At 44.4% G+C, this 23,060-nt stretch carries 19 protein-coding genes and 1 tRNA gene; 9 read left to right on the forward strand and 11 right to left on the reverse strand.

Going from position 1 to position 23,060, the window contains the following annotated elements; genetic code table 11:
* The first annotated feature begins 98 nt into the window (after nt 1–98).
* A complete protein-coding gene (locus C7475_RS24420; RefSeq protein WP_110056028.1) occupies nt 99–581 on the forward strand; it encodes a GNAT family N-acetyltransferase in 483 nt (160 codons plus the stop codon).
* Between the two features lie 21 nt (nt 582–602).
* Here the strand turns inward: C7475_RS24420 and C7475_RS24425 are convergent, their stop codons facing one another.
* Nucleotides 603–1,211: an SUKH-4 family immunity protein gene (locus C7475_RS24425; protein ID WP_110056029.1), complete on the reverse strand. Its 609-nt coding sequence runs from the start codon at nt 1,209–1,211 to the stop codon at nt 603–605.
* Nucleotides 1,212–1,637: 426 nt separating this feature from the next.
* On the opposite strand from C7475_RS24425, the gene C7475_RS24430 reads away from it, so the two are divergent.
* A complete protein-coding gene (locus C7475_RS24430; RefSeq protein ID WP_110056030.1) occupies nt 1,638–2,177 on the forward strand; it encodes a hypothetical protein in 540 nt (179 codons plus the stop codon).
* A gap of 443 nt (nt 2,178–2,620) precedes the next feature.
* Here C7475_RS24430 and C7475_RS24440 read toward each other — a convergent pair whose 3' ends face one another.
* From C7475_RS24440 to C7475_RS24450, 3 genes are all read right to left on the reverse strand, one after another.
* Nucleotides 2,621–3,019, reverse strand: a complete 399-nt coding sequence (locus tag C7475_RS24440; protein WP_110056032.1) for a hypothetical protein — start codon at nt 3,017–3,019, stop codon at nt 2,621–2,623.
* Nucleotides 3,020–3,092: 73 nt separating this feature from the next.
* The gene (locus C7475_RS24445; RefSeq protein WP_158286609.1) at nt 3,093–3,521 is read right to left on the reverse strand and encodes an SMI1/KNR4 family protein; all 429 of its coding nucleotides are present in this window, start codon (nt 3,519–3,521) and stop codon (nt 3,093–3,095) included.
* A gap of 189 nt (nt 3,522–3,710) precedes the next feature.
* Nucleotides 3,711–3,980: a hypothetical protein gene (locus tag C7475_RS24450; RefSeq protein ID WP_110056034.1), complete on the reverse strand. Its 270-nt coding sequence runs from the start codon at nt 3,978–3,980 to the stop codon at nt 3,711–3,713.
* Nucleotides 3,981–4,297: 317 nt separating this feature from the next.
* On the opposite strand from C7475_RS24450, the gene C7475_RS24460 reads away from it, so the two are divergent.
* Nucleotides 4,298–5,206 carry a hypothetical protein gene (locus C7475_RS24460; protein ID WP_110056036.1) on the forward strand — a complete coding sequence of 303 codons (909 nt, stop codon included), beginning with the start codon at nt 4,298–4,300 and terminating at the stop codon, nt 5,204–5,206.
* 276 nt (nt 5,207–5,482) lie between these two features.
* Here the strand turns inward: C7475_RS24460 and C7475_RS24465 are convergent.
* A tRNA-Lys gene (locus C7475_RS24465) sits at nt 5,483–5,556 on the reverse strand.
* 109 nt (nt 5,557–5,665) lie between these two features.
* Between C7475_RS24465 and C7475_RS24470 the strand changes: the two genes are divergently transcribed.
* The 5 genes from C7475_RS24470 (at nt 5,666) to C7475_RS24490 (ending at nt 13,345) form a co-directional block, all read left to right on the forward strand.
* Nucleotides 5,666–6,841 (forward strand): acetyl-CoA C-acyltransferase, encoded by a 1,176-nt coding sequence (locus C7475_RS24470; RefSeq protein WP_110056037.1) that lies wholly within the window; start codon nt 5,666–5,668, stop codon nt 6,839–6,841.
* A 195-nt stretch (nt 6,842–7,036) separates the two neighbouring features.
* The gene (locus C7475_RS24475) at nt 7,037–8,683 is read left to right on the forward strand and encodes a DUF1800 family protein (RefSeq protein ID WP_110056038.1); all 1,647 of its coding nucleotides are present in this window, start codon (nt 7,037–7,039) and stop codon (nt 8,681–8,683) included.
* A gap of 21 nt (nt 8,684–8,704) precedes the next feature.
* Nucleotides 8,705–10,279: a DUF1501 domain-containing protein gene (locus tag C7475_RS24480; RefSeq protein WP_110056039.1), complete on the forward strand. Its 1,575-nt coding sequence runs from the start codon at nt 8,705–8,707 to the stop codon at nt 10,277–10,279.
* A gap of 210 nt (nt 10,280–10,489) precedes the next feature.
* Nucleotides 10,490–10,792 (forward strand): hypothetical protein, encoded by a 303-nt coding sequence (locus tag C7475_RS24485; protein WP_110056040.1) that lies wholly within the window; start codon nt 10,490–10,492, stop codon nt 10,790–10,792.
* A 99-nt stretch (nt 10,793–10,891) separates the two neighbouring features.
* Nucleotides 10,892–13,345: a TonB-dependent receptor gene (locus C7475_RS24490; RefSeq protein ID WP_110056041.1), complete on the forward strand. Its 2,454-nt coding sequence runs from the start codon at nt 10,892–10,894 to the stop codon at nt 13,343–13,345.
* A gap of 59 nt (nt 13,346–13,404) precedes the next feature.
* Here C7475_RS24490 and C7475_RS24495 read toward each other — a convergent pair whose 3' ends face one another.
* The 3 genes from C7475_RS24495 to C7475_RS24505 form a co-directional block, all read right to left on the reverse strand.
* On the reverse strand, nt 13,405–13,890 hold the full coding sequence (locus C7475_RS24495) for a hypothetical protein (RefSeq protein ID WP_146217643.1): 486 nt from the start codon (nt 13,888–13,890) through the stop codon (nt 13,405–13,407).
* An 88-nt stretch (nt 13,891–13,978) separates the two neighbouring features.
* On the reverse strand, nt 13,979–14,392 hold the full coding sequence (locus C7475_RS24500) for a DUF983 domain-containing protein (protein ID WP_110056043.1): 414 nt from the start codon (nt 14,390–14,392) through the stop codon (nt 13,979–13,981).
* A gap of 14 nt (nt 14,393–14,406) precedes the next feature.
* Entirely contained in the window at nt 14,407–16,164 is a 1,758-nt protein-coding gene (locus C7475_RS24505) for an ABC transporter ATP-binding protein (protein WP_110056044.1), read from the reverse strand.
* A gap of 222 nt (nt 16,165–16,386) precedes the next feature.
* On the opposite strand from C7475_RS24505, the gene C7475_RS24510 reads away from it, so the two are divergent.
* Nucleotides 16,387–18,516 carry a translation factor GTPase family protein gene (locus C7475_RS24510; RefSeq protein WP_110056045.1) on the forward strand — a complete coding sequence of 710 codons (2,130 nt, stop codon included), beginning with the start codon at nt 16,387–16,389 and terminating at the stop codon, nt 18,514–18,516.
* A 4-nt stretch (nt 18,517–18,520) separates the two neighbouring features.
* Here C7475_RS24510 and C7475_RS24515 read toward each other — a convergent pair whose 3' ends face one another.
* From C7475_RS24515 to C7475_RS24525, 3 genes are all read right to left on the reverse strand, one after another.
* A complete protein-coding gene (locus C7475_RS24515) occupies nt 18,521–20,065 on the reverse strand; it encodes a YifB family Mg chelatase-like AAA ATPase (protein ID WP_110056046.1) in 1,545 nt (514 codons plus the stop codon).
* Nucleotides 20,066–20,151: 86 nt separating this feature from the next.
* Nucleotides 20,152–21,483, reverse strand: coding sequence for a DNA mismatch repair protein MutS (locus C7475_RS24520; protein ID WP_110056047.1), 1,332 nt, complete (start codon nt 21,481–21,483; stop codon nt 20,152–20,154).
* Nucleotides 21,484–21,675: 192 nt separating this feature from the next.
* Nucleotides 21,676–23,019, reverse strand: coding sequence for a dihydroorotase (locus C7475_RS24525; protein ID WP_110056048.1), 1,344 nt, complete (start codon nt 23,017–23,019; stop codon nt 21,676–21,678).
* Between the last annotated feature and the right edge of the window lie 41 nt (nt 23,020–23,060).

The raw sequence follows: 23,060 nt of genomic DNA on the forward strand, positions 1-23,060 counted from the left end.
GACGTGAGCGGATTAAAAAAATTCTATTGACATCCAGGGCTATTGTGTATCTTATAAAGTAATACCTATTATCACAACCATTGCAAAATAGCAATAACATGAAGCAGGATAAGCAAGTAAAATTTAGAAAAACCCAACAATCCGATTTAGAATTTTTCTTCCAATTTCAACTTGACAAGGAGGCTATTTATCTAGCTGCATTTACGCCCAAAGATCCCACCAACAAAGAAGCTTATTTTGAAAAATATACAAGACATCTGAATGATCCGACAATCAATATGCAGACAATTTTAGTTGATGAAACTATCGCAGGTAGCATTGCAAAATTTGTAATGGAAGGGGATGCGGAAATCACATACTGGATAGACAAAAAGTTCTGGGGGCAGGGAATTGCGACTACGGCGCTTAAATATCTTCTAACCGTTGAAAGTGCAAGGCCTATATTTGGACGGGTAGCGTTTGATAATTTCGGTTCGCAGAAGGTGTTGGAAAAATGTGGTTTTATCAGGATAGGGGAGGATAGAGGTTTTGCAAATGCGCGGGGAGCAGAGATAGAGGAGTTTATTTATAAACTGGAATAGGGATAATGAGATCCCTTCTTCTTAAAGCAGGTCATCCTCTACCTGCTCCAATATTATGCTCCACCAATTATTTTCGTCCTGGATGGCGGCTGCGTCATTTTGTTTAAAGAACTGCTTCATGGCTTTAAACTCCCTTTTCTGATCAAATTTTTCCTTTCGTGGTGGCGGTGGAGTTATAGTTCTATTCTTCATTTCCTGCAGTCGTTTTAGCATCTCATCACGGGAGTAGGTAGCAATAGGTATTTCCACCGCTGATTTACGTCCCTGGTATTGTTTATAATACTGCAGAAAAGTTAAAAAGGCGGGTAGGTCAGTATTGATAAATACCTGTGGCGTTCCTTTTGAAACAGTGATGCTAAAAACAGCCCCGGAACCTTCTTCCAAAGCAATAATGCTGACGTGCTCCCATTCGTATCCGATTTGCCAGTAGCTCTTTCCATTAAACTGAAATTCCTCAATACTGCCTGGGAGATGAATACCTAATGCGATTTCTTCAGATGTTGCAGGCAATCCATTTTTTTTCAGCCAGGTTTTTGTTGCAGCTGGCAGTTGTGCACTGTTCAGTTGTTCATCAGTAAATGTAGTTGCTTTCTGCTTGTATAAATCCGGTAATTGTTCATTATTGATCATAATACACCTATTTATAGCTAAAATTTTATGGACATTTAAACGATGTTTTTACAAGCCTTTTCACGGGAAGGGTACCAGGTCTCTATCTCCTACGAACTTACGCACCTTGCCAGAATATACAATACGCATTCTGATATTTTTTGGCGGGGAAAAAGTGGACCAGATTGGAAACTTAGGAGATTTGTGTGTTCAGATATAGCCTACGCCAGTATAGTCAACCCTTCTAAAGGGGTCCAATAGGCTTTCTATCGGCTTCATATAAGGCTATTAAAAGGTAGCCAAAAGGGTATTAAGAGGTCATTTATATATCAAATCGATATTGAAGTACCCTTTAAATGATCTTTTAATGACAATTTAATGTACTTATACGTACCTTAGAGAAACGATACAGGAAACTTGTATTACTAACCTCAAAACGACCTTTTTATGGCCATTGTTAAAGACAATATCCTCATGCAACTTGTCCGAGGCTCTCTCGGCAAGCAAATCACGATCTACGAAAGGAATGGGCAGATTATTATGGCGAAGAAACGCGGCCCTTCCAGGAAAAAGCCTACACAAAAGCAGCTGGAGGCAAGGCTTAAGATGACCATTGCTTCAGCACGGGCGCAGCTGATGATGGAAGATCCGCAGATAAAGGCTTACTATCAGTCGCTGGCAGGACCGGGGCAAAATGCTTATAACATAGCGGTAAAGGATGCTTACCGAAGTCCTGAAGTCCAGAATATCAGATTAGAAAAAGAGGAGGTGGTAGTAACTGCCCAAAATGAGTTCCGGGTAGCAGAAGTAGAGGTAAAGGTAGTTGACGCAGAGGGGGTTATCACAGAACGCGGGCGGGCATTTTTGGGCTGGAACGGAGTAGACTGGCATTATAAAGCAGCAGCACTGCCTGCGGGTGGTAAAGTCATTGTGGTGGCGAAAAGTTTGCCGGGGATTCAAACGGTGAAGGAATTGCTGCTTACATAGAAAATGTAATCACTGCTCTTTCCGATTAGGGATCATTCCCGAATGCGGTTGACTTGCCAGCTGGCTTGGATTATTTGATATGTGTTATTCCACGCTAAAAGTGGATAGGCGTAGCCGTGACTTAATCAATTAATGTAACCCCCAATTATCCAGACACTTTCTGGGCAATTGACATGGGAGTCGCTATGTTGAAATATTGAAGGCCGATACCTTTTAAGTCTGGTTCGTTAGATTGTAAATATTCCGCCAAATCTTTAACGACAGATTGTCCCCACTCTGCACTTTCAACCCTCTTACTGATATTCTTGAATTTGAAGCGTTTAATATTTTTGTGATCCCATGTATGGAAAAATCGAAGCAGATTGTTGATGATTTGACGCAACTATACGATATGGAGTTAAATAAAATCAAATAGTACAATAAAGTTCGAGGTTCTTTTGGCGCTAGTATTTCATCTTAAATATTGAGTCGATAATTGCGTCTACAATCTTGTCTTCTATGCCCTGACTACTCTCATCACAATTGTATGTACCATAAAGTACCATATCATCTTTTCTTATTGCCCAATGCCTCCAGCATCTTCCATCAGAAATTATGTATCTGGAATGGGCGTAATGTTTATTTTCCATCACCGTAAATCCGGTGTAGTAGTCCACTAGCTGTTCTTCAAGCCAATCCTTTAATGATACTTCTTTCTTTTCCGGTGGATAAAATACGGTAAACTGTAATGCACCAATTGTAGCTTCTTTATTTAGAAAAAGAATTAGACCGTCATCATATCTACCTGTCCAATCATCCGGATAGTCGAATTTTAGATTTTCGTTGTGATGATAGTGTTGCATATAATATACGCTTTGTTGCTGAAGATACTGATTAATCAATGGATTGTGGTGAGTTAATTAGAGGATTATTTAATCATTCATCTTCATTCGCCATTCCATCAAATGCCTTGGATATTGAGGTCAGGAAATCCTTAAAAGTATTTCCATGTTCCCATATTGCTTCTTCTTCCATATCAACAAATGGCACCTGAATAAAAGTTCCCTCAGCTTTCCGAATGCCGAATGCATCTCCACCACAATTTGAACCGATAAAAAATATGTTGGGAAGGTATTCCGATACCTCGTAATCCTGATTGTATACTTCCAACTCTTCAATTGGGATGAGTCTGAGCCACTCACCTTCCAGCACCGCTCCTTCGGCACCATTGTGTTCAGACATAAAATCGATATAATCCGGGGCAAAATTAAAACCAAGACGGGTTATGATGTTGATTAACGTTTTGGGGTCTGCTGGCGGATTTTTATCCATCTCACTGGTTAGGTGGGTAATGTCGCGATCCATATGTTTACTATTTAAGTTGAGATTTACTACACATTCAAGTTTGCCCGACGTCCCTGCATTTATATTTGACTTATCCCAAATCGATTCGATAATCTGATCTACGATATCATCTTCTATGCCTTTGTACTGCTCATCGCAGTTATAGGTGCCGAAAAGCACCATATCGGACTTCCTGATGGCCCAATAGCGCTAGCACGATTCATTTTTGTTATCGTATTGAAAGCGGGCATAACGCTGATCCGCGAGTACTGCGTAGTCTTTTGCGTTTATCTCCAGCATTTCTTCCAGCCAGGCGGCCAAGTCAACTTCCTCATTTGGAGGCGGGTAGAAAATCGAAAACTGTAGTGCGCCAAGGCCATCCTGGTCGTTATAGAATTCTATCAAACCATCGTTGTAACGACCTGTCCACTCTTCTGGATAGGTAAAAACAAGATCTTCGTTATGTTTATAATGATTCAATGGTACACGTTTGGTATATAAAACCTCATATGTTGCACTCAGCGACTTTCAGTAATATCTGGGCAACAAAAATCGCTCCTACCAGCGCGTTTTTTCTATCATAAGGCATCCTGATCAACACCCGCCATGAAGGAGGAAGAGAAAGTTAGTCCAAGTGGCATCTTCATAATTTGGAACTGCTACATTTGTGAGGACAGCTTTCAAAAGCTAAAAATAAGCAAAATGAACTTGCACGATAGGAGATTAATGTTATATAGACCAGAGATTAAAAGAAAAACTGCCTTTTTATTTTTGATTTATCAATATTCAATTAAATAATGGGAAAATATTTGCAAGATATTATGTTTAGTGTTGATCAAAAAGATTTTAAGCGCCCACTGACCACTAAACAACAGGAAGTTCTTTCTTCAATGAGGATAATTGAGGATCTTTTTAATCTTTTTTTGCCCAAAAAAATTGATACAGGTCGGAATGTTTTCCGATATATTGTTAAGCTTAACACATGCCAAGAGAAGGATTTAGAAATAGATGACTCATTTAACGTTTTAGCTATATATGTGTATTTCAATTTTGACCAGCTAATGCTGATGAATGAGCAGACTCAGTTGAAATATTTGCTCGAATTACTTTCTAAAGGCTTGCGGAGACTTTGCCAGATAAATGATATACAATTTCATTTATTTCAGGAAGTAGAAGAGAAAATAATCGCTAATGGCTTTGTTTTTAATAGTGTTTATAAAGAAAAGAAAGTAAGTCCGGACAAAAAGCATGAAGCTCAAATGAACGCCTATTTTTCAAAAGAACGAAAAGAACTTTACGTTGAAGTATCTGACCGTAAATCGAATAATAAATTATTCTTGTTAGGAAACTTCGACTTTAGAAATTTTGATAGAATCAAATGGGATGGCAACACTCTATTGAACGTTTACCATATCAATGAATTTCGATCATACAAGAGTAAGAAAGTAGCGGAAGACTATCATAAACTCAATATCGAAACCGGTGAAGTTGTATACCACCCAGTTACCCGTGAATACCTTTTTACTTACGGAGTAGAATTACTAACCGGAGAAAAAGACTTCGAAAGAGGCTTGGAATATATTAAACAAGCTAAACAACTAGGACATGGTAAAGCTGAAAATATTCTTCGCCAATTAGAAATTAATCCCGCAGAACGTAATAAATCAGTTTTATTGCAGCAGCCTAAACGCCGTATATATCCCTAATTAGGTAAATAATATTGGAATAGTTCTAGGTTAATCAAAAGAGTTTGGCATCTATTTATTAGCTAACTGTGACAGTAAAGATAATAGATGATTTTAGATAAATATGGAATGCCTAGCTAGGTGATATGTATCTCAAAGATGTCATCATGGCCCAAGTTTTCAACTTGATCGAACACGACTCGAACCTTGTCAGTTGTTGATAATGAGCGCCGTACGTAAATTTGCATAAAACAAAAAACGCTCCAAGTCTTTGAACTTGAAGCGTTTAAAATTTCGTGACCCCTCAGGGACTCGAACCCTGGACCTACTGATTAAGAGTCAGTAGCTCTAACCAGCTGAGCTAAGGAGTCTTTCCCGTTGTGCGGGTTGCAAATTTAACACCTAGTTTTCTATTTCACAAAACTTCTTTAACTTAAAACAAAAAAATCGGGTTTTACACCCGGAAAAAGGAGAAAAGGAATGGAAACAGCATATATCGTAGCCGGATACAGAACCGCAGTAGGCAAGGCCAAGCGGGGCGGCTTTCGCTTTTACCGGCCTGATGACCTGGCCGTGGATGTAATTACAGGATTGCTGAAAAGCGTACCACAGCTCGACCCGAAAAGGGTGGACGACCTCATTGTGGGCAATGCGGTGCCCGAAGCAGAGCAGGGATTACAGATCGGCCGTATGATATCGGTGCGGGCATTGGGAATAGAAGTTCCTGGTATGACCGTGAACCGTTATTGCGCATCCGGACTGGAAACAATTGCTATAGCCACTGCCAAGATCCAGTCAGGCATGGCGCATTGTATCATAGCAGGAGGTACTGAGAGCATGAGCCTCGTACCAGTTGCAGGCTGGAAGACAGTGCCGAATTACACTGTTGCCAGCACGACCCCGGAATATTATTTGGGAATGGGATTGACCGCTGAAGCGGTTGCCCGTGAGTATAATGTAACCCGTGAAGAACAGGATGCATTTTCTTACAAGTCGCATCAGAAGGCTATCAAAGCTATTGAAAGCGGATACTTTAAAGAAGGGATCCTCCCGATAGCCGTAAACGAAGTATATGTGGATGAAAAGGGCCGTAAACAGACCCGTACATACACAGTAGATACAGATGAAGGTCCGCGTGCAGATACCTCACCTGAAGCGCTGGCAAAACTGAAACCGGTATTTGCTGCGGGAGGTAGTGTTACCGCAGGAAACTCCTCTCAGACATCCGACGGAGCGGCGTTTGTAATCGTGATGAGTGAGACGATGGTGAAAGAGTTGAATTTGCAGCCTATCGGGCGACTGGTAGCCTGTTCGTCAGCAGGGGTACACCCGCGTATCATGGGTATCGGACCGGTGGCCGCTGTACCTAAAGCGCTGAAACAGGCCGGTAAGTCATTGAATGATATTGATCTGGTGGAATTGAATGAAGCCTTTGCCTCTCAGTCGGTAGCTGTGATCCGTGAACTGGGCATCGATCCTGAACTGGTAAATATTAACGGTGGAGCGATCGCGTTAGGCCATCCTTTAGGCTGTACCGGCGCCAAGCTGACAGTACAAATACTCAGTGATCTGAAACGCCTGGATAAAAAATATGGCATTGTTACCGCCTGCGTGGGCGGCGGACAAGGGATTGCCGGTATCATCGAAAGACTTTAACAATATTATATATTGAGTAAGGGTTGACTAACGGAATGGTAGTCAACCCTTTTTCTTTTTGAGTAGTGAATAATAAATAAAATAATCTAGTTGAATTAAACTTTTTATTAATTTGGATCCGCAAATGGGACCTGTGTAGTAGCTACGTTATTCCTTTATTTATCCCTATATACAATACAACCATATCATATATCTATGGATCGCAGACAATTCCTTACGCTTCCTGCCAAACGCCAGCAAACAGCAGCCCAAGCGGAAACCACTGGCTTTCGTACTGATTCTGGTATTACAGAATACACGGGAGAATTCGGTACTGCTCAGGCAGTACACCTGCTGAAACGCACTATGTTTGGTTCTACACCTGCAGACGTGGCTTGGGCCAAAGGTCTGGGTATGGACGCAGCAGTTGACGCATTGATCGATACAGTTACCACTGTTACCACGCAGCCTTTGAACACCTATGGGGAAGATGAAGCAGGTATTGCTCCCGGCGAAACCTGGGTAAATTCTGCACCTCTTCCTGAAGACAATGACACGGACAGAAAAAGGTGGGCTTCCTACAAAGCATGGTGGCTGAAAATCATGATAGATCAGTCACGCAGTATCCAGGAAAAGATGGTGCTGTTCTGGCATAACCACTTCGCAACGGAAATGGATATGATCAATGACGCACGCTACGTATATAAGCATAACGTTATGCTGAGAAGTAATGCTACCGGCAACTTTAAGGCATTAACAAAAGCCGTTACCCTCGATCCGGCAATGCTCAAATACCTGAACGGCTATTTGAACGGAAAGGAAAGCCCGGATGAGAACTATGGACGTGAGCTGCATGAGCTGTTTACCGTAGGTAAAGGACCTGAATCTGCTTATACAGAGGAAGATGTAAGAACCACCGCCACTGTACTGACTGGCTATAGGATCAATCCAATTACAATGGAATCCTATTTTGAGTCCACACAGCACGTGATCGAAAACAAAGAGTTCTCAAGTTTTTATAATAATGCTAAGATCACCGGTAAAACAGGTGCCCAGGGAGCCACTGAACTGGATGATCTGCTGAATATCATCTTTGCGCAGCCGGAAGTATCAAAATTCATCTGCCGTAAACTGTACCGCTTCTTCGTGTATTATCTGATAGATGATGCAGTAGAACAAAATGTGATTCTGCCTTTGGCACAGATCTTCCGCGATAGCAAATTTGACCTGAAGCCTGTACTGAAGGCGCTGTTTAAAAGCGAACACTTCTTCGATCCGCTGAATATGTCAGCATTGATCAAGAGCCCGATCGAATTTGCAGTAGGTATGGTACGTGAATTCGGTGTTGAATTCCCGACAGATTATATGGCTGCTCATGAGTCGCTGGATGACATTCGCCGTCATTGCGCAAGCATGCTGCAGGATATCGGAGATCCTCCGCAGGTAGCAGGTTGGGAAGCATACCGTCAGGCGCCTCAGTACCACGAGATCTGGATCAATACAGACACTCTGCCAAAACGTAACGTGATGAGCGACTCTATCATCAGCACCGGAGGTTTTGGTGGTGTGAAGATAGATCCGCTGGCTTTCACCGAAAAACTCTCTGATCCATCCAATCCTGTTACACTCATTCAGGATGTACTGGACTTATTATACCGTATCGAATTATCTGATAACTCAAAGGCAAGATTGAAGAACAACATCCTGCTCAGCGGACAAAACCCTGACAGCGATTACTACTGGACAGATGCCTGGAACGAATGGAAATCCAATCCGAATGCAGCTAACCGCGCTATCGTGGAAAGCCGCCTGCAGACACTGTACAAGTACCTGATGAATTTGTCAGAATACCAATTAGCCTGATCTTAGAAAGACCTATAAACTATGAAACGCAGAGACTTTCTTAAATATTCCGCTCCGGCAACTATCCTGCCTACCTTTATAAATGGATTTGCTGTAAAGGCTTTCGGTGGCTCATCCCTGCTGAATGCGTTGCAGAAATCCGCAGAAGATAATGACCACGTGCTGGTAATGATCCAGATGATCGGTGGTAACGACGGTCTTAACATGATAGTTCCGCTGGATGTGTATGCGGATTATCAGAACGCCCGTAAAAATATTGCCATCCCTGAAGGATCCGTATTGCCGTTGGTTAACAATATCAAAACAGGTTTTCACCCGGCAATGACCGGTCTGCAGGAAATGTACGATAACGGAAAGGTATGTGTGATCCAGAGCGTTGGTTATCCTTCTCCGGACTATTCTCACTTTCGTGCAATGGATATCTGGATGAGCGGTTCCGATCAGAACCAGATCATCGAAACCGGTTGGGCAGGCCGTTACCTGGAAACACAGTTCCCGGGTTTCCCTGACGCTTACGAAGGCGCTGAGCCGCTGGCTATCCAGATCGGGTCTCTGACATCTCCGGTATTCCAGGGTGCTGATGCAAATATGGCGGTAGCAATCTCCAGTTCTACAGATTTCTATAACCTCATCGAAGATATCAACGACCCAGTTCCTAATACCCACGCTGGTGTTGAATTGGAATATGTGCGTCTGATCGCCAAACAGTCCAATAAATTTGCTGATTCTATCAAAAAGGCCGCTGCGAATGTTACACAGCAGAGCCCTTATCCTGATAACAGGCTGGCAGAACAGCTGAAAATAGTAGCGCGCCTTGTAGCTGGTGGACTGAAGACCCGCCTTTACATGGTGACACATGCTTTCTTCGATACACATGCTAACCAGGCACAGGCCGGCGATACCACCAAAGGTGATCACGCAAACCTCCTGGCACAGCTGTCAGATTCTATCAAAGCGTTCATGGACGACCTGACTAAATTGAAGGCTTCCCGCCGCGTCGTAGGTATGACCTTCTCTGAATTTGGCCGTCGTATCAAGTCCAATGGTAGTATGGGTACTGACCACGGCGCTGCTGCTCCAATGATCGTATTCGGTGATTATGTACTCCAGGGTGTATTGGGTTCTTCTCCCGATATCCCTACAGAAACCAGCGTAGGTGATAACATGCCTATGCAGTACGATTTCCGTTCTGTCTATGCCTCCCTGCTGGAACAGTGGTTCTGCGTTGATAATGCAACCCTGCAAACCGTACTGTTCAAGGATTACCAGCGTTTACCTATCGTAAGCGGTGTTGCCTGTGGTACACTGACCACGATCGATGATGTGAACAACGGTAGCAATAACCTGATCACCAACTATCCGAATCCGTTCGTTACCAGCACCACCCTGAAGTATAAAACAAGGGGCGGACATACCATGATACAGATCTTCGATACCATGGGCCGTCTGGTGGCGACGCCTGTAAATAAGATCCAGGCCGCAGGGGAGTACACCATCAACTTCGATAGCGGTAACCTTGCCAGCGGTATCTTCTATGCACGTCTTCAGAATGGTGTGTATCAGCACCTGAGATCTATGTTGAAGGTTAAGTATTAATAATCAATATATAAGATATCAAAAAAAGCCCATGGCAGCGATGCTATGGGCTTTTTTCTTTATAAGACCGGCCAACCAGCTATCAGCTAATTCGATCTTCTATGGACTATTCACTTAGGGAGCAACATTGTTGCATTTATTTCCCTTACCTTTGCTATCGTTCAAACTCGTGATCTGAAACGTAAGGTATTATACAGGATATTAGCGATCATGCTGTTAGGGGTATTTGTCTTCAATACTACCCCCAGGGCCTTCATACACCAGTTTTTCGATCACCACGATACAGAGGATGAATCGCCCGCAGTAAAACATGGTCCCGCTTTTTCCGTTAAACATGTGCATTGCGGTTTCCTTCAGATAGAGCCGGAACCATACGAACATACTACCGTATTTTATAGTGCACTGGTAAAAGAGATCACCTGGTATTATGCTATCCCGGTCATCCCTGTTATTTCGCACATCCCTTACAGAACACTCTCTCCCCGTGCGCCTCCGGCGATAGATTTTGTTTAGTCTATACTTACTCTCTATGAAAGGGCGTCAGCCCATGTTGTTACTATATAGCAGCCATTGTGTTGCCATATAGATAATCGTCTATAAACAAATCTTTCTATGCACTATTTACGTGTTCTCATTATAGTTATAATTTCCAGCTTGCTTTCATATACTTCCGGCCTTGCCTCCATCACGAATGATGATGCCGGTAATTCTCTTAAAGGAACAGTGACCGATAAGTCCTCTCATAGCCCATTGCCGGGAGCTACAGTATACCTGCCCGATCTGCATGTTGGCGCTTCTGCCAATGCCCGGGGTGAATATGAAATTAAAAACCTGCCTAAAGGTAAATTTCTGGTGGAGGTGCATTATATCGGCTACGCCGCATTTACAGAAACCGTCCAGATCACTGGCGCCACACAGCAGGATTTTTCCCTGTCAGAAACACTGCTTGAAAAAAATGAGGTAGTGATCACTGGTGTAAACATGGCTACTACATTGAAAAAAACACCAACGCCAGTAAGCATCGTAAGGCGGGATTACCTGGATGCGAACATCTCTACCAATATTGTGGATGCGATCGCCAAACTGCCTGGCGTAAGTCAGCTGACCACCGGACCAGCCATCTCAAAGCCTTTCATCCGCGGTCTGGGTTACAATCGCGTTGTAGTGGTAGGTGACGGTATACGTCAGGAAGGACAGCAATGGGGCGATGAACATGGTATTGAGATCGATGATTACAATGTTAGCAAAGTAGAGGTACTCAAAGGACCTTCTTCCCTCGTATACGGGTCAGATGCGCTTGCAGGCGTTGTAAATATCGTTCCTCCTGGCAGTGTAGCTGCTGGTCAGGTAAAAGGAAATGTTGCCGCTAACTATCTTACTAATAACGGACAGATTTCCTACCATGCTGATATTGCAGGTACCACAAAAGGAGGTTTGAGCTGGAGCGCATTTGGTACGCAGAAATTTGCCCATGACTACAAGAATAAATACGATGGCTACGTATTCAATTCCAAATTTAAAAATACCAACTATGGTGGTAGCCTCGGTCTGAATAAACAATGGGGTTCCTCCATTCTGCGTTTTACTTCCTTCAACCAGGAACTGGGATTGGTGGAAGGAGACCGGAATGAGAATGGACAATTCATCAAACCTGTTAACAATAATGGTACAGAAGACGAAGCGGTAGCTACAGATGATGATTTTAAATCCTACAGTATTGGTGTTCCTCGTCAGAAGATTACCCATAATAAGCTGGTATGGGATAATAACTTTTATATCCACAACGGTGGCCGTGTAGCATTAACACTGGGCTATCAATGGAATCGTCGTAAGGAACTGGGAGATGTGCTGGCGCCGGATGAGCCGGAACTGTTCCTGAAATTAAACACATTCAACTATGGCCTGAAATATTATCTGCCGGAAATGAATGGCTGGCAAACAACTATCGGTGTGAATGGCATGCGCCAGGAGAACAACATCGGTGGAGAAGAGTACCTGATCCCGGCTTATGACCTCTTTGATGCCGGTGTATTCGCAGTAACCAGCAAAACTTTTGATAAGCTGACAGTAAGCGGTGGTTTGCGTTTCGATAACCGCCACATGAACATTAAAGGGCTAAACCTGAATGAAGAAGGCGAACCTGTGAACAATGGCGGCGAAACCAAATTCGCTACTTTCGACCGTAACTTTTCCAACGTGTCCGGTAGTGCAGGCTTAAGTTATGCCGCCAGCCAGCAGGTTACCCTGAAGCTGAATGTGGCCCGTGGTTTCCGTGCGCCAAACATTTCAGAACTGGCGGCTAACGGTGTACACGAAGGCACGATCAAATATGAATACGGTAACGAAAATCTGAAACCGGAAGTAAGTACACAAGGAGACGTAGGAGTGGAGTTCAATTCACAACATATCTCACTCACCGCCAGCGTATTCTATAACCACATCAATAACTTCATCTTTGCCCGTAAACTGGTGAATGCGGCCGGCACTGACTCTATCCCAGCTACCGACAATGATGAGGGTTATTCTGCTTTCAAATATCAACAGAACACGGCCAACTTATATGGTGGGGAATTCATGCTGGATATTCATCCGCATCCGATAGACTGGTTGCATTTTGAGAACACCGTTTCTTATGTGCGTTCCTCTGTTTCAAATAGCTCCGATTCCACGAAATACCTGCCGAATATTCCGGCCGCACGTTGGATCTCCGAGCTGAAAGGCAAATTCAGAAAGGTAGGTGGTGTAATGCAGAATGCATATGTAGGTGTGCAATTGGACAAAACCTTTGCCCAGAACGATATCTTCTTTGCATATCAGACCGAGACCGCTACGCCTGGTTATACCTTGCTGAATGCAGGTATCGGTACTGATTTCGTAAATAGAAAAAACAACAAAGTATTGTTTTCACTACATCTTGCAGCTAATAACCTGGCAGATGTAGCTTATCAGAATCACCTCAGTCGTTTGAAATATGCACCTGAGAACGAAGTAACGGGTAGGGTAGGGGTATTCAATATGGGGCGTACTTTCAGCATGAAAGTATCTATCCCGATCGACTTTAAATAATCAGGACTTGAGCAATCCGATAAAAATGCCGCGGCTATAGTCGCGGCATTTTTATTTAATCAGGGACAGCTCTGCCTCAATGCGCTGATCAGTGCCCTGTCATAATCCAGTTGAACTGGTTTATCCGGGTCCACGGTAATATCTTCCAGTTTCTCATTTGCTTTGTCCAGCCGTAACCAGCCGACGGTCGACTCATTGTCTTTTCCACTGGTAAATAGTTGCAGGAACAGTTTACTGTTTTCCTGCCGGTCTATCCTCACTTTGATATTTTCCTTCTTCGCCAGATCTGATTTGAAGTCGGAACTTTGTATGATGTCTGTAATTGTCTGATAGCATTCCGGAGGGTATGAGCCTGCCTGTGGTTTTAATATCTGTGTAGGGGGCTTATCGCGGGCGGTATCCACAGTTTGTTGCTTTGCCGGCGCCTCATCTGTAACGGCTACTATATTGGCGCTGTCGGCCTTGGTCTCGGTCTCCTGTGTGGCTGTAACACAAGCCGACAGCAGGACAAAGGCAGATAAATACAGTAAGTGAGTCGATTGCATGAGTGATCTTTTGAAGGGTATCGCAAAAGTCGTGCAATGAATACTGGCATAAAATGAAGAAGGCTGACCATCCGGCCAGCCTTCTTGGTTATTTTTTCGGCAGGTCTGCCGTACTTTCATCATAATACACGAAAAAGTAGAGATATATCACTCTGCTGATACGCATTAACCATGGCTGCAGTAAGATCAGTAAAACGCCGTTTATGCCCAGCCAGATAAATACGCTGTTATCGGCCCATGACATACCAAAGATTACCCAGTAAGCGATCAGGGTTGCTACGGAAAAGGCTACAGCTAAAGCATAACTAACATATCCGGTACCAAACCAGAAACCTGTTTCAAGTTCGTATTTCTGTCCGCATACAGGACAGTGTTCATGCATATCAAACGTTTTTCTCAGGTTAGCATATGCATTTTTCGTCTTAAACATATCTCCTTTACGGCAATGCGGACATCTCATAGATAGCATGCTGAGGAAGTAGTTGGGTCGCTTGTTGCTCATGGGCGCAAAGATAATTATCTCTCTCCAATCTGTTGCCTCCACATCGCATAGTAGAGACCTTTTTCAGTCAGTAACTGGTCATGTGTACCAGTTTCTGTAATACGGCCTTTCTCCAGCACATAGATCCTGTCGGCATGCATGATGGTGGATAAACGGTGTGCGATCATCACTGTGATATGCTCACGTGTGGAAGTAATATCGCGTACTGTATTGGAAATAGATTCTTCCGTAATGGAATCCAGCGCGGAAGTTGCTTCGTCAAATACCAGCAGGCGCGGACGACGTAACAATGCACGTGCAATGGACAAACGTTGTTTTTCACCACCCGATATTTTCATACCTCCTTCTCCGATCACAGAATTCAGTCCATTATCAGCACGTTCCAGTAAGGTGTAGGCGCTGGCTTGTTTCATCACCTGCAATATCTCTTCGTCTGTTGCCTGCGGATTTACGAATAACAGGTTCTCTTTAATAGACCCGGAGAACAGCTGTGTATCCTGTGTTACAAAACCGATCTGATACCTTAACTCCTCGATATCTATTTTACGGCTGTTCACATTATTATAGGCAATAGAACCTTCCTGCGGCGAATAAAGACCTACCAGCAGTTTCACCAGGGTTGTCTTACCCGATCCCGAAGGACCAACAAAAGCGATAGTCTCACCAACGTTCACATCAAAGCTGATATCATCTAATGCTTTGGTCGTAGCAGTCTGATGTTTGAAACCTACATTGTTGAATGTCAGCTTGTCAATACGGTTAATCTGGATCGGATCAACCGGTGTTTCTTCAACCGGCGTATTCATGATACCCTCGAAGTTCAGCAGCGATACCTGCGCCTCACGGTAAGCCAGGATAATATTACCTAGCTCCTGTAATGGTCCGAAGATGAAGAAGGAATACAGTTGAAGCGTAAACATCTGTCCCACGGAAACGGTGTCCCTGTAAATCATGAACAGGAGCAGGAACAGGATCGTTTGACGCAGGAAGTTTACAAACGTACCCTGTATAAAGCTGATACTGCGAATGCTGCGTACCTTCTTTAATTCCAGCATGAGGATACGTATGGTGGTAGAGTTCAACCTCCCGATCTCCTGGTGTGTCAGCCCGAGGCTTTTTACCAGTTCGATGTTACGGAGTGATTCTGTAGTTGCGCCCGCCAGCATGGTTGTTTCCTTGACGATGGTTTTCTGGATGGTCTTGATCTTCTTGCTTAGTACGTTGATCAGCCAACCCAGTATCAGACTGCCGCCAAAATACACGAACACCAGGCTCCAGTGTACGCTGAAAGCGTAAATCATTACAAAGATGACACCTATAAGGGCCACAAACAGCACGTTCACGAAAGAGGTAATGAATTTCTCGCTGTCGATCCTCACTTTCTGCAACACAGCCAGTGTTTCCCCACTTCTCTGATCTTCAAATTGCTGATAGGGAAGCCTTAGGGAATGGCGGAGCCCGTCAGTGTATATCCTGGCCCCGAATTTCTGAATGATCACGTTTACAAAATAGTCCTGGAACGCTTTTGCGATACGCGACACCATGGCGACTCCTATAGATGCCAGCAGCCAGAGAATAACTCCCTGTACATATTCAGATTGTGGTCTTGGAAGTCCTTTGGCAGTAGTATGCGGATGGTCTGCAAAAAGGTCTACGATCCTGCCGAATATATAGGGATCCAGCAGGGAAAATACCTGGTTAATAGTAGCTAATAACAATGCCAGTCCTATCAACCATTTGTAACTTTTCAGATAATATAAAAACAATTTCATGATACTAAAGTCAGTCTAGGTGGCAAAGGTACATTAATATTGATGTTGCAACATGTTTGAGCCGTCCCGGTAGAAAAAAATAGAGTAACTTAATACTCAGAATCGGTCACAGCTTATCAAGCACCGGCTAAAATCACCAAAACGGCATTCCTCGTCTGCTTCTTACTTAACTTATTGTTTACAGTCAGCCTCTCAGGCTGAGCAATTCTTAATTCTACGTTTATGAAGACCTATGATGAGAAACACATCAGAAACATTGTACTATTGGGTGCCGCAAAGAGCGGAAAAACAACCCTTTGCGAAACCATGCTGTTTGAAGCAGGTATTATTCCCCGTCGCGGTACAGTAGAAGAAGGGAACACGGTTTCCGATTACCACGATGTAGAGCATGAACGGGGAAGCTCTGTCTATGCCACTTGTCTCCACACCGAATGGCGGGATTACAAGATCAATATCATTGATACGCCGGGGTTAGAAGACTTCATTGGTGAGATCATTTCCTCCATTCGTGTCTGCGACACTGCACTGCTCCTGCTCAATGCACAACATGGGGTAGAGGTCGGTACGGAACAGATATGGGACTATGTGGATAAATACCGCAAGCCGACCATTCTGGCCGTCAATCAGCTAGATGCAGAGCAAGCCAGCTTTACCCGTACGGTGGAAGATGCCCGCCGCGTCTTTGGCCCCGCGGTGACCGTCATGCAATATCCTGTTAATCAGGGTATAGGATTCAACAGTGTAATTGATCTGCTGAAAATGACCATGTACCGGTTTCCCGAAAACGGCGGAAAGCCGGAGAAGCTTCCGATCCCCGATAGCGAGAAAGAACAGGCGGAGCGGCTGCATAATGAGCTGGTGGAAAAGGCTGCCGAAAATGATGACACCCTGATGGAACAGTATTTTGAAAAAGGCAATCTTGATGAAGATGAGATGCGGCAGGGGCTGAAGATCGGGATGCTGAAACACCAGGTGTTCCCCGTTTTCTGCCTGTCGGCCATTCATAATATGGGAAGCGGCCGTTTAATGGGCTTTATCGACAATGTGGCTCCGGCTGCCGTAGATATGCCCCCGGAACAGGCAGAAGATGGCAGCGTAATTCCTTGTGATCCGGCAGCATCACCAGTCTTATTTGTGTTTAAAACCCTCCAGGAGCCCCATATAGGGCGCCTTTCGTTTTTTAAGGTGTTAGCGGGCGAGATAAAGGCAGGAGGCGAATTATACAATGAAAAAGGCAATACTGCTGAAAGGCTGAATCAGCTGTTCATTACCGACGGACGTAACAGGCAGCCTGCCGAAGTTTTGCGTGCCGGCGATATCGGTTGTACCCTGAAACTGAGGAATACCTTAACGAACCATACGTTGTGTGATAAGCAATCCGGAAAACAGGTAAAACCGATAGACTTCCCAAACCCCAAGGTGAGAGTAGCTATTGAAGCCACTAATAAAACGGATGATGAGAAGCTGGGGGAAGTACTGGCGGAGCTGCATATGGAAGACCCTACGCTGGAAATAGAGTATAACCGCGAGCTAAAACAGGTGATCCTGCACGGTCAGGGAGATCTGCACCTGGCCTTGACCAAATGGCGGCTGGAAAATATCTACAAGATGCATGTGGAATTCCTGCCCGCAAAGATTCCCTACCGGGAAACCATCCGGAAGAATGCTTCAGCTACTTACCGTCACAAGAAACAATCCGGTGGCGCCGGACAGTTTGGGGAGGTCTTCCTCACGATAGAGCCATACTATGATGGCATGCCGCCCTACAAGGAGCATCCCGTGCGTGACACAGACGAAATAGCCCTTAACTGGGGAGGTAAGCTGGTATTCAATAACTGCATAGTTGGCGGCGCCATAGATGCCCGTTTCCTGCCCTCTATCCTGAAAGGTGTTATGGAGAAAATGCAGGAAGGACCGCTTACCGGCTCCTATGTGCGGGATATCCGGGTAAGCGTGTATGATGGTAAAATGCACCCGGTAGATAGTAATGATATCTCCTTTAAAATAGCGGGTATGATGGCTTTCAAGGACGCCTTCCACCAGGCTGCTCCACAGTTATTGGAACCTGTGTTTGATATTGAGACCTCTGCCCCCGATACGATGGCGGGAGATATTATGAGTGAACTGCAATCCCGCAGAAGTATCATCACCGGTATGGACTCACAGAACGGGTACCAGGTTATCAAAGCACGTACGCCACAGGCAGAGCTGGACAAATTATATGCTGCCCTGCGTAATGTAACACAGGGAAAGGCTAAGATCAAAGCTGTCTTTGCTGAATATGCGCCTGTGCCGCCTGATATGCAAAAGAAACTGTCGGAGGAATACAAGAGCGCAGAACTGGTGGCATAACGGGCTATTTGTCCCACCAATCCTGCCTGTCCAAACTTCTGCAGTGAATAGCCTCTGCCAGATGTTCGATCTTTATTTGTTCGCTGGCCTCAAGATCAGCAGCTGTGCGGCTGACTTTGAGGATCCTGTCATATGCCCTTGCAGATAATTTGAGCTTCTGCATGGCAGTTTTCAGAAGGTCTTCACCTTCTTTATCAAGCCGGCATACTTTCCTTAACAAGCTGCTGGTCATCTGTGCATTGCTGTAAATGCCCTTATAAGCCCTGAATCTGGAGCTTTGTATCTCTCTTGCCATTAGTACCCGTTCCCTTATAATTGCGCTGGATTCCCCATCGGAATGGTCCAGCAGGGACTGCACGGGTACAGGTGTCACCTCAATGTGCAGGTCTATCCTGTCCATTAAAGGGCCGGATACTTTGTTCAGGTACCGCTGTACGGAACCTGGAGCGCAGGTGCATGCCTTTTCAGGATGATTAAAGAAGCCACAGGGACAAGGGTTCATACTGGTCACAAGCATAAAGCTGGCAGGAAATTCAACTGACAGCCGCGCCCGGGAAATACCCACTCTTCTTTCCTCCATCGGTTGCCGCATCACTTCAAGCGCCTGCCTGCTGAACTCAGGCAGTTCGTCCAGGAATAATACGCCGTTGTGTGCCAGTGATATTTCTCCCGGTTGTGGGATACTGCCTCCGCCAATCAGCGCCGTATGACTGATGGTATGATGTGGAGAACGGAAGGGCCTTTGTGTAATAAGCGAAGCATCCGCCGGTAACTTACCTGCTACCGAATGGATCTTGGTTGTTTCCAGTGCTTCCTGTAAACTCAGTGGCGGCAATATGGTACACAACCTGCGGGCAAGCATGGTCTTACCTGCGCCAGGCGGGCCTATCAGCAATGCATTATGTCCGCCGGCAGCTGCTACCTCCAATGCGCGTTTAATGGTGTATTGCCCCTTAACATCGCTGAAGTCGATATCAAACTGTTGCTGCGCATTGGCAAATTCAGCCCTCGTATCTACCGTGACAGGTTCCAGTGTATCCGGCGCCTGGAGGAATGCTATCACTTCCCGTAGATGTGTTACGCCGTATACCTCCAGGTTATTCACCATCGCGGCTTCCCGTGCATTCTGTGCCGGAACGATCAGTCCTTTAAACCCTTCTTTTCTTGCCTGAATAGCAATAGGTAACGCTCCGCAGATAGGCAACACCGTGCCGTCCAGCGACAACTCTCCCATAATAGTGAACTGAGATAACAGATCTGCGTTGATCTGTTCAGAAGCGGCAATAAGTCCTAATGCAATGGGAAGATCATATGCAGAACCGGCCTTGCGGATATTAGCGGGCGCCATGTTCACCACTGTTCTGAAACGTGGAAACTTAAAGCCTATGTTCAGGATGGCGGATTCTATGCGTCTTTCACTTTCTTTGACAGCACTATCAGGTAAGCCTACTATATAAAACTGGGTGCCTTTGGGTGCAACATTCACTTCAATAACAATGGAAATGGCTTCTACGCCTTGAACGGCACTGCCGTAGGTTTTAACGATCATAGATAAGGTTAGAATTAAGAATGAATAAATATGGATATCGAATTTATAGAAAGACGTTCATTCATATTTATTCATTCTCGTTCTTTTTATCTTATCTCGTTCAGTAAATCCAGTACCTTCTCTCTCTTCAAAATGAGGTAGCCGATCTTCTCTTTTGCAACTCCATCTTTTAACTGATAAGTGAAGTATAGATTATCATCTATTACCTGCGATTCAAAATATTTAAAGCGGATATTCTGCGCATTCTGCAACTCTTCCGCAATTTCATACAGGTGGGTAGATAGTATGAACAGACAGTTAGTGCTCTTCAGCAATCCATTTACCACAGCCAGTGAACAGTTCTTGGCATCTTCCACGTTCGTGCCTTTAAACATTTCATCTATCAGCACCAGCCACTTTTTGTTATCATTTATTTTGATGATCGTGTTCTTGATACGCTGTACTTCATTATAGAAATAACTTTCACCTTTGAAGATGTTGTCCTGCACGGAAATATTACTGAATATCCCGTTGAAGAAGCTCAGTTTCATATTAGCAGCGGGTACGCCCATGCCTATATGTGCCAGGAAAACTGCTACTCCCACAGCTTTGATGAAGGTTGTTTTTCCCGCCATATTAGCTCCTGTCAGGAATAGGAAGTGCGACTGCTGTTTCATAGTGATATCATATGATACCGGTTTCGGCAGGATGATATGATACAGGTTATTCAGCTCCACAAAAGGGTTAGGCGAGTCTTCAAAAACAGGGAACTGCAATTTGAAATGTCTTACTGCTTTGGCCATAGCGTAATACGCGTCCAGACGGCGATAGATATCCAGCAGTTCTGAAATGTTTTTCCTTTGTCTCTTTCGGATGTAATGATCATACCGGAGGATCTGCACAAAAGACACGGGACCTGCTTCATCGGCAACAATGATATCGTTGAACTCTTTCTGATACAACAAATGATGCGCCCTGTCTAGCAGTTGTTTCAGTATTTTGGGTGTCTGGTCTGTATTAAAATTCGTTTCCAGCTTACGGAAGCCTTTCAGAAGATTAAGCAGCTGGGCAAAAGAGAACTTAATAAAACTATAGTCGGGCGAAAAGATCGTTTTTGTCAGCAGGGCGCTTACCATCAAACCAATACCATCCGGATTGCTGATCGGCTCAATTTGCGCTTCCAGGTAATTTTCCATTACGACAATAGTACCATTACTGATAATATCTGCCGGCCAGCTGTCTTCCTGCTGCAGAATAAACTGCAGGACCTTCTGCCTTTCTTCTATGGATGCAATATCTTTTAAAGGGTTACTATACAGATGCCGTAAGTAATCCTTGCCACCTGTGGTAGTGGTAAAGTCCAGTTTATGAAACAGCGAATATTCTTCTTCACGGTTAAATATAGAGAGATCATAGTAGGTTGTTTTGTCCAGTTCCATGCACAGGTATTTTTAGTGAATATACGGATAATAGAAAAAAACATCGGTGTCATAACCATTTGCAGGCCCGATAATATTAATAGATGCAAGACGCCGTCATTTCCATAAAATGTTGAGGATGGTAAGCATACAAAAGAAAAAATGCTCTTATCCATTACCGGTAAGAGCATTTTTCTTATTGTTATAAGATGATCAACGGTTGAATAACAGGCGCTGTCCTCTTTCAGATTCATTAAACTTACCATTCTCATATGCCAGGTGACCGCTCACAAAAGTATGTGTAACAGCTGCCGGGAATGTATGTTCCTCAAATGGAGACCAGCCGCATTTGTAGTAGATATTTTGTTTATCAACGGTAGTAGCCTGTTGCAGATCTACGATCACACAATCAGCGTAATAACCTTCCCGCAGATAACCTCTGTCCTTGATCTGGAAACAAACCGCCGGTGCATGGCTCATCTTTTCCACCACTTTTTCCAGTGTGATATTGCCGAGCGATACATGTTCCAGCATCAGTAACAGGCTATGCTGTACCAATGGAACACCGGATGGCGCCTGTAAATAAGGCTGCTGTTTCTCCTCCCAGGTATGCGGCGCATGGTCTGTCGCAATGATGTCCAGCCTGTCGTCCAGCAATCCTTGCCAGAGTGCATGTTTGTTATGAACGGCTTTGATGGCAGGATTACATTTGATCAGGTTACCGTACTTAGCATAATCATCTGCTGAAAAATGCAGGTGATGTACACATACTTCTGCGGTGATGCGTTTTTCCGCCAGTGGCAACATATTGCTGAACAGCTGTAATTCCTTTTCTGTGGATATGTGCAGTATATGCAGTCTTGAATTGAATTTCTTTGCAAACTGAATAGCTGCGAGAGAAGATTCGAAGCAGGCCTCTTCATTGCGGATGATCGGGTGGTATTCTGTGGTAAGCTTTTCTGCACCTACTTCCTGCTTGTACTTTTCCATGTTGGATTTGATGATCTTCTCATCCTCACAGTGTGTAGCGATCAGCAGTTCAGTGCCTGAAAAGATCTGTTCCAGTGTAATGTAATTATCCACCAGCATGTTACCGGTAGATGATCCCATAAAGATCTTCACACCGCAGACCTGGTCTTTTCTTGCGTTTGTTTTCAGTACTTCTTCCACATTGTCATTGGCTACACCCATGAAAAAAGAGTAGTTCGCCAGTGAGTGCTGTGCCGCAATTTTATATTTATCTTCCAGTAATTCCTGTGTAAGGGCTGCTGGTTGTGTGTTGGGCATCTCCATAAAACTGGTGGTACCTCCGGCAACTGCAGCGCGGGCTTCTGTGTAGATAGTGGCTTTGTGGGTAAGGCCTGGCTCACGGAAATGCACCTGGTCATCAATAACGCCTGGCAGCAAGTGTTTGCCTTCGCCGTTGATTTCGGTGTACTGGCCACTTACATTTAGCTGTGGAGCGATCTTAGCGATGCGGCCATCCTGTATGTATACGTCCTGAACAGTAGTGGCGCCTTCATTGACCACTGATATATTGCGGATAATGTAATTCATGGCGCAAAGATAGTAAATAGACAATTTGTCAACAGTACTAT

It is taken from the genome of Chitinophaga sp. S165 (genome assembly GCF_003182155.1).
Classification (GTDB): domain Bacteria; phylum Bacteroidota; class Bacteroidia; order Chitinophagales; family Chitinophagaceae; genus Chitinophaga.